13 protein-coding genes and 1 pseudogene are annotated in these 12509 nt (G+C 63.3%); 6 read left to right on the top strand and 8 right to left on the bottom strand.

The features are described 5' to 3' along the window. Nucleotides 1–11 precede the first annotated feature (11 nt). From GJB56_RS18180 to GJB56_RS18170, 3 genes and pseudogenes are all read left to right on the top strand, one after another. Nucleotides 12–464 carry a MaoC family dehydratase gene (locus tag GJB56_RS18180; RefSeq protein WP_003940415.1) on the top strand — a complete coding sequence of 151 codons (453 nt, stop codon included), beginning with the start codon at nt 12–14 and terminating at the stop codon, nt 462–464. Between the two features lie 40 nt (nt 465–504). Continuing rightward, nucleotides 505–1700: pseudogene (locus tag GJB56_RS18175) on the top strand (acetyl-CoA C-acetyltransferase). 60 nt (nt 1701–1760) lie between these two features. Beyond that, nucleotides 1761–2150 (top strand): ArsR/SmtB family transcription factor, encoded by a 390-nt coding sequence (locus GJB56_RS18170; protein ID WP_019745393.1) that lies wholly within the window; start codon nt 1761–1763, stop codon nt 2148–2150. Between the two features lie 7 nt (nt 2151–2157). Here GJB56_RS18170 and GJB56_RS18165 read toward each other — a convergent pair whose 3' ends face one another. The 3 genes from GJB56_RS18165 to GJB56_RS18155 all read right to left on the bottom strand — a co-directional run bounded on the left by GJB56_RS18165 (nt 2158) and on the right by GJB56_RS18155 (nt 4388). Then, nucleotides 2158–2655, bottom strand: coding sequence for a glycine zipper family protein (locus GJB56_RS18165; protein ID WP_019745392.1), 498 nt, complete (start codon nt 2653–2655; stop codon nt 2158–2160). 111 nt (nt 2656–2766) lie between these two features. Then, nucleotides 2767–3417: a pyridoxamine 5'-phosphate oxidase family protein gene (locus GJB56_RS18160; protein WP_019745391.1), complete on the bottom strand. Its 651-nt coding sequence runs from the start codon at nt 3415–3417 to the stop codon at nt 2767–2769. Between the two features lie 17 nt (nt 3418–3434). Then, nucleotides 3435–4388 (bottom strand): DNA-3-methyladenine glycosylase family protein, encoded by a 954-nt coding sequence (locus tag GJB56_RS18155; protein ID WP_113682588.1) that lies wholly within the window; start codon nt 4386–4388, stop codon nt 3435–3437. 45 nt (nt 4389–4433) lie between these two features. On the opposite strand from GJB56_RS18155, the gene GJB56_RS18150 reads away from it, so the two are divergent. Then, the gene (locus GJB56_RS18150; protein WP_007729467.1) at nt 4434–4985 is read left to right on the top strand and encodes a ribonuclease H family protein; all 552 of its coding nucleotides are present in this window, start codon (nt 4434–4436) and stop codon (nt 4983–4985) included. A 5-nt stretch (nt 4986–4990) separates the two neighbouring features. Here GJB56_RS18150 and GJB56_RS18145 read toward each other — a convergent pair whose 3' ends face one another. From GJB56_RS18145 to GJB56_RS18135, 3 genes are all read right to left on the bottom strand, one after another. Beyond that, nucleotides 4991–5989: an acrylyl-CoA reductase family protein gene (locus tag GJB56_RS18145; RefSeq protein WP_113682587.1), complete on the bottom strand. Its 999-nt coding sequence runs from the start codon at nt 5987–5989 to the stop codon at nt 4991–4993. A gap of 105 nt (nt 5990–6094) precedes the next feature. Next, nucleotides 6095–7228 (bottom strand): oxidoreductase, encoded by a 1134-nt coding sequence (locus GJB56_RS18140; protein WP_113682586.1) that lies wholly within the window; start codon nt 7226–7228, stop codon nt 6095–6097. 4 nt (nt 7229–7232) lie between these two features. Beyond that, nucleotides 7233–7760 (bottom strand): nuclear transport factor 2 family protein, encoded by a 528-nt coding sequence (locus GJB56_RS18135; RefSeq protein WP_019745387.1) that lies wholly within the window; start codon nt 7758–7760, stop codon nt 7233–7235. Nucleotides 7761–7885: 125 nt separating this feature from the next. Here GJB56_RS18135 and GJB56_RS18130 point away from each other — a divergent pair, with 125 nt between their 5' ends. Further along, nucleotides 7886–8791 (top strand): amidohydrolase family protein, encoded by a 906-nt coding sequence (locus GJB56_RS18130; protein WP_195849550.1) that lies wholly within the window; start codon nt 7886–7888, stop codon nt 8789–8791. A gap of 21 nt (nt 8792–8812) precedes the next feature. On the opposite strand, the gene GJB56_RS18125 is transcribed toward GJB56_RS18130, so the two are convergent. Both GJB56_RS18125 and GJB56_RS18120 read right to left on the bottom strand, forming a co-directional pair. After that, nucleotides 8813–9556 carry an SDR family NAD(P)-dependent oxidoreductase gene (locus tag GJB56_RS18125; RefSeq protein ID WP_019745385.1) on the bottom strand — a complete coding sequence of 248 codons (744 nt, stop codon included), beginning with the start codon at nt 9554–9556 and terminating at the stop codon, nt 8813–8815. A gap of 27 nt (nt 9557–9583) precedes the next feature. Beyond that, nucleotides 9584–10522 (bottom strand): 3-oxoacyl-ACP reductase, encoded by a 939-nt coding sequence (locus GJB56_RS18120; RefSeq protein ID WP_007729451.1) that lies wholly within the window; start codon nt 10520–10522, stop codon nt 9584–9586. A 369-nt stretch (nt 10523–10891) separates the two neighbouring features. On the opposite strand from GJB56_RS18120, the gene GJB56_RS18115 reads away from it, so the two are divergent. Continuing rightward, nucleotides 10892–12487, top strand: a complete 1596-nt coding sequence (locus tag GJB56_RS18115; RefSeq protein ID WP_080909927.1) for an acyl-CoA synthetase — start codon at nt 10892–10894, stop codon at nt 12485–12487. Nucleotides 12488–12509: the final 22 nt, after the last annotated feature.

The following is a 12509-nucleotide window of genomic DNA, read 5'->3' as shown; positions in this document are numbered from 1 at the left end:
AGGAGAGAACTATGCGAATTTTCAACGGAATCGACGAAGTTGAGACGGCTGTCGGTGAGCACTTGGGCTACAGCGCGTGGTTTCCGGTCACACAGGATCGGATCGACAAGTTCGCCGACGCCACCGAGGATCACCAGTGGATTCACGTGGATCCCGAGCGCGCAGCGCAGGGTCCGTACGGCGGCACCATCGCCCACGGCTATCTGACTCTTTCGTTGTTGCCGGTGCTCGGCGCTCAGGTGATGCGTGTCGACGGAATCTCCATGACCGTGAACTACGGCAGCAACAAGGTGCGATTCCCCGAACCGGTCAAGGTCGGTTCTTCGGTGCGGGCAGGTGCGGAGATTCTTTCCTTCGAGCGCACCGCGAAGGGCGCGACGATTGTCGTGCGGTACACGATCGAAATCGAAGGAGCAGGTAAACCTGCGCTGGTGGCGGATACCGTGCGCCTGTTGGTCTCCTGAATCCTTTTCCATTCTTCCAGAACGAGATTCGAGGTCAGTTGTGAAACGAGCAGCATTGGTCGCGCCGGTCAGAACCGCGGTGGGCCGTTTCGGAGGGGCACTTCGTGACGTGCCTGCGGAAAGTTTGGCTGCCACTGTCGTCAAGGAGACCGTGCGTCGTAGCGGAATCGATCCGTCCCGCATCGACGACGTCGCGATGGGGCAGTCGTATGCCAATTCGGAGGCACCGTGCATCGGAAGGTGGGCGGCGCTCGAGGCCGGGTTGCCGATTTCGGTAGCCGGCTTCCAGACGGATCGCCGATGCGGAACGGGTCTGCAGGCCATCGTTACCGCGGCCATGATGGTCCAGACGGGTGCTGCCGACGTGGTTCTCGCGGGCGGCGTCGAATCGATGAGCGGGATCGAGCACTACACCACCGGAGCGCGGTGGGGCACCAAATCCGGTGGGCTGCAACTGTTCGACCGCCTCGATCGTGGTCGAGAGCGCTCGCAACCCGAGTGGCGATTCGGCCGGATCAGCGGAATGATCGAAACGGCCGAGAACGTCGCGACACGCTGCGGGATCACGCGGGAAGAGTCGGACGCCTTCGCTGTCGAGAGTCACCGAAAAGCTACACTGGCAAGAGAATCCGGCCGATTCGATGCCGAAATCGTCGCCGCCGAACTGACGGATCGAAAAGGGAACGTCACACAGTTTCGTGCTGACGAGGGGATCCGTCCGGATACCTCACTCGAAACCCTGGCACGGCTGCGTGCGGTGACCGAGGGAGGCGTCGTGACCGCCGGTAACGCCAGCCAACAGAATGACGCTGCGGCAGCGATGTTGGTGGTCGCCGAGGATCGTCTGGACGAGCTGGGGCTGGAACCCATCGGGTTCCTCGACAGTTGGGCCGCGGCCGGTTGTGAACCGGCGCTGATGGGCCTCGGACCGGTTGCCGCCGTCTCGAAACTGTTTGCTCGCACAGGGGCAGGCTTTGCCGACTTCGATCTGGTCGAGCTGAACGAGGCGTTTGCTGCCAGGTTCTCGGCGTAGTGAAGGAATGGGGTTTCGAGGACCTCGATCGACTGAACGTCAACGGTTCCGGCATCTCGCTCGGGCACCCCGTGGGAGCGACGGGTGCGCGTATGGCAACAACTGCGCTTCACGAACTCGGCCGTCGCGGCGGCGGAAAAGCGCTGTTGACCATGTGTATCGGCGGTGGCCAGGGCATGGCAGCCGTGGTGGAGTCTGCCTGACGAGGTTCGCTTCTGGGTACACTTGCGGCGGGGGATCGGAAGTTCTACGGAGGCAGTCGGTTGACGAATGCAGGCGCAGCAGACACCAGTGGCGCGCTGAGCGTCGAGGATGTTCGTCGCGCCAGGGCTGCACTCGAGGGTCTCGATGTCACCAGTTGGTCCGGTCGCTTCGAGCTTCTCTCCGACGCCAACCGTCTGCGTCTGTTGCTCTGCCTTCACCACGCACCGGGTATCTGCGTCACGGATCTGTCCGTGGCGCTGGGGATGAGCGGCACAGCCGTCTCACATGCGCTGCGGCTACTGCGTAGCCAGGGGTGGGTGAGCGCGACGCGCGACGGCCGATCGATGCGATACCAACTGGCAGACGACACCGTTCACCAGCTGTTGCATTCGATCGGCGCCACACATTTTCACGACGAGACACCCACCCCAGGGCACACGCACAGCTGAGCGTCTCTCAAGGAGTCGCGAAGAACTTCTCGACGGCCGGCGCAGCGTTCGGGTTTCCGTTGGTGATTCCCGCGCCGACTCCGGCAACCGTGCCGATGACTCCACCGACGATGCAGCCGGCGATGAAGTTCGGGAAGATCGACAGGCAGCCGATTCCGACGCCGAGGTTGGCTCCGATGAGCGTCGACTGCACGCCGCCGTTGTTCCAGCCGATATTGACCTCGTTGGCCATCGTGTCGAACGCGGCTTGCTTCGGATCGTTACCGGGGAAGAGCATCAACGCCGCCTGGCTGTTCGACTCGGCGGTCGGTGTCAGTAGGGGTTGGGACGGATCGAAGCCCGCATTCGGGGGCGCTGCGACCGCGGTGCCGGCTCCGGCGCCGACAGCGGCGACGACGAGTACGGACATGGTGAGAGTTCGGGACAGTTTCATGGGGACGGCCAATCTGTCTGTGTGGAACCAGTCGTGAATGGTGGCGGTGCAGTTCGTTAACCAGAACTCCACCGTCTGGATCGATCGTGCGGACCTCCTCGGGCACAACGGGACCCGTCGTCTCCGCGCGACGGGCCGTGTTTGGTGGCTACCCGACTCAGGGGGCCCTGAAACCGCCCAGTCTCATTCGTTTTTCGACAACCGCGCGCGCAATTCTTCGACCTCGGCAGTAAGCCGATCGACCTCGGCTTGCAGGGGTTGGCGTGCCAGAGCGAGGGATTCGTCCATGCGCTCCTTGTCGAAGCGAGGTGTGATGTTTCGACTGCAGTTCCAGTCGAACGCTTCGACCTCGACGACGATGGAGCGCTGCGCTTTTGCTGTCATGGTGCCGCCGGGGACCTGCAAGAGTTGTTGCAGCAGTTCAGGGTCCTCGTCCGCTTCGATCACGTGTGCACGCCCGTAGATCTTCAATCTCGTTCGCGTCGGGTAATCGATGACGAACAGCGAGATGCGATTGTTCTCTTCCAGATTGCCGAGCGTCACGAACTGCTGATTGCCGGGGAGATCGGCGAATCCGATTCGATTCGGGCCCAACACATGCAGGAATCCGCGCGGGCCGCCGCGATGTTGGACGTACGGCCAACCGTCGGGCGTCACAGTGGACATGAAGAAGGAATCCACGGATTTCACGAATCCCTGAGCGCGGAAATCGAATTCCATCGGGCCTTCGTCGGGCTGATCGAGCTTTGAACCGTAGACGGTGAAACTCCCGGTCGACCGCTGACGCTCCACCGCAGCGGGGGAGAAGGCGATGTGTGCGTATCGGGTCGACATTCTTTATCTCCTGGTGCTCAGTGCCAGCGGTGGTCGGCAACGGCAGTTCGCGGACCGAACTTGGGTTTGACGGCTTGGCCGCTGACCTGCAGAAGCCTCACGGCACGGTATCGATGCGGTTGGAGGGGAGCGAGGTACTGCACCATCTGGGCGTCGTCGATCGGTTCACCCAGGAGCGACCAGCCGACGACCGCAGCGAGGTGGTAGTCGCCGACCGAGAGTGCGTCCGAATCGCCGAAGGCGCGCTGAGCCACTTCCGCGGCAGTCCAGATCCCGACGCCGGGCACCGCTCGCAATCGTTTGGTCGCTTCGGCCCGGGGGAACGATGACGCCTGCTCGAGGCGGTCGGCGACCCGAGCGCACTGAACGATCGTCTTGGATCTCGCGGGATCGACATTTGCGCGATGAAACTCCCACGACGGCATTCGTCGCCATTGGTCCGCGGTGAGTGGAACTCGCATTCCGTCGGGCGCGGGGCCGGGTGGGCGCTCCCCGAATTTGGTCAGCAGCCGGCGCCATGCGGCAAACGCGTCGATGCCGTGGACGCGTTGCTCGAGGATCGCGGGAACGAGGGCTTCCATGACGCGTCCGGTGCGGCCGATGCGCAGATGAGGGAAGCGTCGATGAGCTTTGGCGAGCTTGGGATGCTCGGGCGCAAAATCTTCGGCCTCGTCGTCGAGACCGAGCAGAGCTTCGGCGCCGGTCAGAAATTCCGTGGCGCCGGGACCCCAGGCCTGTACCCGGACCGTATGGCGATCCGACTGCGTGATGCGGTAGGTCACAGGACCCGAAAGTTGGCGGGAAACTCGCCAGATCGCTCCGTCGGCTGACCGTCGATGTGCGGGGTCGCCGGGTCCGCGCTGATGCGGGCTGAGCGTCAGCGCGGCATCGAGCGGTCGCTGAGAAGTCACCGTGACTTCGTCGACCGGAGATAGCGGCGTCATCGAGGTCAGCGTATCGCCACCGTCCATCCTCCGTTAAGGCGTGTGTCGGTGGCGCAACGTATTGTCCGAGCCATGATCATCGTGAGCACCGACGGATCCTGTCTGCGAAACCCCGGCGGGGCTATCGGCTGGGCGTGGGTCAATCACGAGGGTCCGAGCATGTCCGGCGGAGAAGCGTCCGGCACCAATCAGATTGCCGAGTTGCGTGCGCTCTTCGAGGCCGTCGTCGCCCATCCCGGTGCTGATCCTCTGCTCATCGAATCCGACTCGCAGTACGCCATCAAGTGCGCGTCGGAATGGCTGCCGAGTTGGAAGCGCAAGGGCTGGAAGACCGCGAGCGGTGGGGCGGTCAAGAACCTGGAACTGGTCCAGAGCATCGACCGAGCCATCACCGATCGAGTCGGTCCGGTGCGCTTTCGTTGGGTGCGCGGGCACGTCGGCAACCACTACAACGAAATGGCAGACAAGCTGGCCGGCGAAGCCGCACGCGCCATCGTCTCGGGGGACATCGCATCGGTCCCGCTTGCTGCCCCGGTGAAGAAGGAACCGACCGCCGTGAACTCCCCTTACAAGGAGAAGTCCACGACGGCCGAAGAACCGGCAGATCTGTTCACACTTTTCTGAGCGGTTCAGAAACCGTCGGCAACCTGAACCAGCGCCCGGCCGGTGTACTTGCCTTCGCGTACCTGATCGATCACCGAGACGACGTCGCGGACGGCAACGAGGTTCAAGATCTCCTTCAGATGACGTGGGGCCAAGTCGGAGCCCAGACGGGCCCACAGCGCGCGACGGGGTTCGATCGGCATCAATACCGAGTCCATGCCCAGCAGTGAGACTCCGCGGAGAATGAACGGCAGCACGGTCGTTGGCAGCGCGGCGCCGCCGGTCAAACCGCTGGCGGCCACAACACCGCCGTAGTTGATCGTGCTCAGAACGTGAGCGAGGGTCTTTCCACCGACGCAGTCGACGGCCGCCGCCCACTGAGATTTTCCGAGCGGGCGAGGCTTGGCGTCGGGATCTTCGGGGAGCCGGCCGATCACCGAAGACGCACCGAGTGACGTCAGAAGGTCTGCCGCGCCTGGCTTACCGCTGGAGGCGACCACGTCGAAGCCTGCGCTTGCCAGAAGGTCGACGCTGACGGTGCCGACTCCGCCGCTCGCGCCCGTCACCAGGACGGGACCGTCGGCGGGCTTCACTCCGCTGGCCAGAATGGCTTGGACGCTCATGGCTGCGGTGAATCCTGCCGTGCCGATTGCAGCAGCGTCGGCGGTGGAAATGCCGTCGAGCTTCACGACCCACTCGGCAGGCAAACGGGCGATCTCGGCGTAGCCGCCGTTGCGGGCGGTCCCGATCTCGTAGCCATGTGCGACGACCTTGTCGCCCGGGGCGAATGCGTCGGACTCGGAGGCAATGACCTCGCCGGCGACGTCGATGCCGGGGACGATCGGGTACTCGCGAACCACCCCGCCTTTCGGGGTGACCGCGAGCGCGTCCTTGTAGTTGACGCTCGAATACTCGACGCGAATGGTGACCTCACCTGCCGGGAGGAAGGATTCGTCGACGGTTTCGGGGGCGAAGTCGATGGTGCCGTCGCTTTCGCGGGCGACCCAGGCGTTGAAAGTAGTCATGGGTCGAACATAAAGGCCTTCGGCCCTGTGCGCCTTTTCGGTAGTGCGAACTACCGGAAAGGCGCACAGGGGCGGAGCCCCTAGATCAACACAGGGGCGGAGCCCCTAGATCAAGCTGCCCTCATGCACCGCTCGATCGAATGCGGGCAGCGGACTACCGTCGCGCAGGGTTGTCGCCAATGCCGGATCGGCGAGGTGGAGACGGCCGATCGCGATCAGATCGAACTCTCCACTGCCGATGCGCTCCTCGAGCTGTGGGATGTTGTCGACGACAGGGGCGACGCCTTCGATGCGGCTGTCCCGCAGCGACTTTCCGATACCGACGCTGCCGACGGCCATCGTGACGGCGCCGGTCAATTTTTTCGCCCAGCCGGCCAGCGAGAGATCGCTGCCTTCGAAGGCGGGGACGTCGAAGCGCCTGATGCTGGCATCGAGAACGTCGACTCCGGCGTCGACCAGCGCGCCCAGGATGACGCCCAACTCCTCGGGGGTCTCCGCGATCTTCGCGGTGAAATCCTGCTGCTTGTGCTGCGAGAAACGGTAGATGATCGGCAGATCCGGTCCGATGGCCGCGCGGATCGCAGCGACGACGGCGGCCGGGAACTTGGTTCGACGCTCCAGGTCGCCGCCCCACGCGTCGTCGCGCTGGTTGGTGCCCTCCCAGAAGAAGGAATCGAGGAGGTAGCCGTGACCGCCGTGGATCGCGATACCGTCGAAGCCGAGTTCGACGGCGTGCTTCGCGCTACGGACATACGCGTCGATGACGTCCTGGATGTCCTGCTCGGTCATCGCTTCGGTGCTCGCCTGCGCGCGTTCGACGTAGGCCGCGGAGTACGAGGTGACGCCCAGCGGACCCCACTCGCCCGAGGGACGCATCGGCTTGAGCGAAGGGTCCATCTGCGTCATCGCGCCCCACAGAGGCCCGACGTGCCAGAGCTGAGGCACGATCTTGCCGCCCGCAGCGTGCACGTCGTCGACTACCTTCCGCCATCCGGACTGAGCCGCGGGAGTGTGGAGGTTGGGGACGTTGGCGTGGTCGACAGCAGTCTCGTGATCGATCGCGACGCCTTCGGTGACGATCAGTCCGGTACCGCCCTCGGCGCGTCGGCGGTAATAGTCGGCGACGTCGCGGCCAGGCACGCCCTCGATGGAGTACGTGCGCGTCATCGGCGACATGACTATGCGGTTGGACAATTCGAGCGAACGGATGCGGAGCGGTTGGAACAGCGGGTTGGTCACTTCGTCACAGCGCTTTCATGAATCGGAAGAATCCGGGGTCCTGGTCGACACGGAGCCGGGTGAGGGTTCGGTAGCTGATCAGCCACTTGCCGTCTTCTTTGCGGTATTCCTCGTGGTAGTGGCCGTAGCCGTGCAGGTGTAGTTCTTTCTCGCCGTCGTTCCACCACAGCATGTCTTCCATCGCCCAGATACCGGTTGCGGTGGTGGGTGACGTCAGCACGATTTCGGGAGTGTGTGCGTGGTGCGCCGTGGTGAGGGGGATGTCGCCGTCGAGCATGTTCCGAATTGCCGCGGTGAGTTTGTCGATGCCCACTACCTGGTTCGAGGTGTCACCGGTCTTGGGTTGCTTGTCTGTCGGGAGTCCGCCCCACGTCTCGCTGACGACGTCTGCGGTGTGCAGGGTTGGGTAGACGTGCCACTGCTTGGTGTCCATGCAGCGTAGGCGCGCGGCGAAGACACGTTTGATTTCCTCGATTGCGAGCAGTTCCTCGACGGCACTGATCGATCCCACTTCGGACTCGGCCTGAGACATTCAACCTCCAACGGTGATCGGCAAGATGGGTTCACATTCGGGTGCTCAGCGCGGGCCGTCAACGACCTGTCCCGGTGAGCGCGACGGCACTCGGTATGGTCGAGCGAACGAAAGGGGTGTCAGACGTGTGTACCGAAGAGGTCCCATCGACCGGACCGGAGGAGATCGCCGAGGTTCGGGCTTTCTGGCGCGAGTTGGGTGTTCCTGGCGTGATCGACGTCCATACCCATTTCATGCCGAAGAGCGTCATGGACAAGGTGTGGGGCTACTTCGATTCAGCGGGACCGATGATCGGTCGACCATGGCCGATCGCGTACCGACTTGCCGAGGAGGAGCGGGTACACCGTCTCCGCGAGTTCGGTGTCCGGGCTTTCACGTCGATGATCTACCCGCACAAGCACGCGATGGCCGAGTGGCTCAATCAGTGGGCCGTCGAATTTGCCGCGCAAACACCTGATTGCCTGCACACGGCCACGTTCTATCCCGAGGAGTCGGCGGCGTCGTACGTCGGAAAGTCCCTGGAGTCGGGCGCGCGAATCTTCAAGTCCCACATCCAGGTCGGAAACTACGATCCGAACGACCCTCTGCTCGACAAGGTCTGGGGTCAGCTCGAGGACTCCGAGACGCCCATCGTGATTCACTGTGGATCGGGACCGGCGCCGGGGGAGTACACGGGACCCGATCGCATTGCTTCGCTGCTCGCACGGTACCCGCGCCTGTCTTTGATCGTCGCCCACATGGGGATGCCCGAGTACAGCGAATTCCTCGATCTGGCAGAGGCTTACGGCAACGTCCGCCTGGATACGACCATGGCGTTCACCGATTTCACGGAAGAGCAGTGCGCCTTCCCGAAGGCAGACGTTTCACGGCTCGTCGACATGCAGGACCGGATTCTGTTCGGTAGCGACTTCCCGAACATTCCGTACCCGTATCTCACAGCCTTGCAAGCGGTTACGCGCTTCGATCTCGGAGACGAATGGCTGCGAGCCGTCGTGCACGACAACGCTGCGAAACTCTTCTCGGTGAGCTGAGCCCACCGAGAAGTATTTCGCTCATCGCAATTTGATGCTGCCGCCGTCGGCCATCAACGTCTGTCCGGTCATGTACTTGGAATCCTCGCTTGCCAGGAATACCACGACGGGAGCGATGTCGGTTTCGGGATCACCGATGCGTCCGAGAGGTACCTTGGCAACCGATGCGGCTGCGCGCTCGGGGAAGGCTTCCTGCCACTTGACGACGCCTTCGGTGGCGGCGAACGGGCAGACCACGTTGACCCGAATGCCTTCCGGCGCCCACTCGTTGGCGACGACGCGCGTCAGGCCTCGCACAGCTTCCTTGGCCGCAGCGTAGGACGTCTGGGTGGGCATTCCGTCCAAACCTGAACCCGATGCGAAGTTGACGACCGAACCCTTGGTCTTCGCGAGTTCGTCGTGGCACGCCTGCATGAGGTGGACAACGGGGTAGAAACCGGTGTTGAAGGACAGGTCGAACATGTCCTGCGTGGTTTCGAGCAACGGAGCCTGACGGGACGCGTGAGCGTTGTTCACCAGGATGTCGAGCTTGCCGAAAGCCTCGAGCGCGGCGTCACGGATCTGCTCGGCCGAACCGGCGGCAGCAAGGTCGACGTTCAGGAACTTGCCGGAGCCGGCCAGTTCTTGTTCGAGGGCCTGGCCCTGCTCGTCGTTGATGTCGACGAACAGGACCTTCGCGCCTTCACGGGCGAAGACTCGGGTGATGGCGCGACCGATTCCACCGGCGCCGCCGGTGACGATCGCTACCTTGCCGTTCAACCTCATGAAAACGCTCCTCTTCGTAAGTGCTGCTTAAACTGTTGCGGTCTCGTCGACTGCAAGTGCGATCTTTTCGAGGCCGGCGATGCTGTAGGCAGCGTAGGTTTCGTACGGCCCACGGCCGGAGAAGTAAGACGAGAGCTGGCCACCGAGTTCTTCGACGGTGAACGCGGATCCGGCTGCGTCGAAACGGTTCTCGACCTTGGGTGCTTCCATCAACGCCACCATCTTGCCGTAGACGACGAAGACCTGTCCGTTGATCTCGTCGGAATCGGGGGATGCGAGGTAGCTGACCAGGGTCGCGACGCGCTCGGGTGCAAGCGGATCGAGGCCGACGACGCCGGTGTTGTTCTCGCCGAAGGCTTCTGCCGTCATGGCGGTGCGGGCACGGGGGCAGATCGCGTTCGTGCGGACGCCGTAGCGGGAGAGACCTGCTGCGCTCGAGAGCGTCAGAGCGGTGATGCCGGCCTTGGCTGCCGAGTAGTTGGGCTGTCCGGCGCTGCCGAAGAGGAAGGCCTCGGAAGAGGTGTTGATGATGCGGCCGTAGACCGGTGCGTCGGCTGCCTTGCTGGCTGCGCGCCAGTGGACTGCGGCTGCGTGCGAGGTGGCGGCGTGGCCCTTGAGGTGCACGCGGATGACGTCGTCCCAATCGGATTCGGTCAGGTTGAAGATCATCTTGTCGCGCAGGATGCCTGCATTGTTGACGAGGATGTCGAAGGATCCGAAGTTCTTGACAGCCTCTTCGATGATGCGCCCGCCGAGCGACCAGTCGGAGACGTCGCCGGTGATGGCGAGTGCCTGTCCACCTGCGGCCTTGATCTCGTCGACCACGTCGTTGGCCGCTGCACCCATGTCGTTGACGATGACGGCTGCACCGGCAGCCGCGAGTCCGAGTGCTTCGGCGCGACCCAGGCCGGCGCCGGCGCCGGTGACGGCGGCAACTTTGCCTTCCAAGCTCAGTGATTGCGTCATGTCGTGCTCCTTCGATCCGGTCTGCCGGGTAGGTACAGCAAAATTAGTATTCATTCTAATTTGAAGTCGAGAGTTCGGCAGTCTTTCCGAAAAAATCATTCGAGCGAAATCAGAATTAGTTCTAGTTTTGAGCAGAAGTTTGACCAACTGAGGAGCAGTCTCACTCAGCGGGAGCGGTGATCTGGGTCACGAGCGCTGCATGCCACCTTGGGTCGACGCGGCGATCCCACCGCGTACGCGTTTGCGTCACCACCGATCCGCTCAGTTCTCGGCCGCACTCGTCGGCTCCAGGGTCGGATAGTTCTCACCGAAAACGCAGTACGGTCGGCCCCGAATTCACCGGGCCGGACATCAAGGAAGGCACCAGCAGTGTCACTGAATTTGGCAGATCTGTACGAGGGCATTTCGGATCTGATTCCGGACCGCACGGCGCTCGTGTGCGATGGCCGTCGCCGCACCTACGTCGAACTGGACGAGGGCTCGAACCGCATTGCCCGCCACTTGGCGAGTGTCGGTGTCGGGCCGGGCGATCACGTCGCTCTGCACATGCGCAACAGCGTCGAGTTCGTCGAGAGTTTGCTCGGCTGCCTCAAGATTCGTGCGGTCCCGATCAACGTCAACTATCGCTACGTCGACGCCGAACTGACCTACCTGTACAACGATTCGCAGTCGGTGGCACTGATCGTGGACGAGGAGTTCGTTTCCGTCGTGGAGACGGTTCTCCCGGCCGCGCCCGGCATCAAGCACGTCGTTGTCGTCGGCGAGTCAGCCGTCCGCGATATCGAAGGCGTTGACGTCGTTCGATTTGCCGACGCTGCCGCGGAGCAGCCCGCCACTCGTGACTTCGCGCCCCGCAGCAACGACGACCTCTTTGTCATCTATACCGGCGGCACGACGGGTATGCCCAAGGGTGTCATGTGGCGTCATGAAGACTTCTACTTCGCGGCGCTCACCGGCGGAAATCCGTTCGGTCCGCCGCACACGACCGCAGAGGCTCTGTTCGCCGCGGTGCCGAACGTTCCCGCGATGAACATGCTCAGTACCGCACCCCTGATGCATGGTGCGGCGTCGTACTCGCTGTTCACCGGATTCTTCATGGGCGCCAATGCAATTCTCATGGCGCGGTTCGACGCGAAGACGACCCTGCAGCTCGCCGGGAGTGAGAAGGCCGTCTCCATCACCGTCGTCGGAGACGCGATGGCCCGTCCGCTCGCAGACGAATTGGCAGCAAACGCAGCAGATTACGACCTCGGCACGGTCGGCATGGTCTCGTCCGGCGGGGCCTTGTTCTCGCTCTCACTGCGGGAGCAGCTCAAGTCGATACTTCCGAACCTGGTGATCCGCGACGGATTCGGCTCCTCGGAGTCGGGCGTCGACGGCAATCTCGAAATCGGCGAAGACGGCCTGATGCGCATCGCCGCTCGCGACGAGACCCGCGTCGTGGACGAAAGGATGCGGCCACTGGAGCCGGGATCGCCCGAGACCGGTTACATCGCTCGCAGTGGTCACGTGCCGGTCGGTTACTTCAACGATCCGGTCAAGACCGCGGCTACGTTCCCGGTGATCGACGGGGTGCGGATGTCGGTGCTCGGCGACGTCGGGCGCGTGGAAGCCGACGGCTCGATCGTCCTGCTGGGGCGTGGTTCTCAGTGCATCAACACCGGCGGGGAGAAGGTGTACCCCGAAGAGGTCGAGCAGGCACTCAAGAGTCACCCGGCGGTGCTCGACGCTCTGGTCGCGGGAATTCCGGATGCGAAGTTCGGTGAGCGCGTCGCTGCGGTCATCACGACCCGCGAAGGCTTCGACGTCCCGGACGCTGCCGAGATCGGTGAGCATTGCGCGTCGCAGGTCGCTCGGTACAAAGTGCCGCGCACCGTCATGAACGTTCCGTCGATCAGGCGTTCTCCCAGCGGAAAGGCCGACTATCGCTGGGCCAAGGCCACTCTCGCCGAGCAAGTTTCCTAGTCCGGCCGGAGCCATCCAGCGC

It is taken from the genome of Rhodococcus sp. AQ5-07, assembly GCF_009707305.1.
GTDB classification, from domain to species: Bacteria; Actinomycetota; Actinomycetes; order Mycobacteriales; family Mycobacteriaceae; genus Rhodococcus_F; species Rhodococcus_F erythropolis.
The sequence above is the reverse complement of the archived record's forward strand: the minus strand, read 5'-3'. Positions and strand labels throughout refer to the sequence as shown.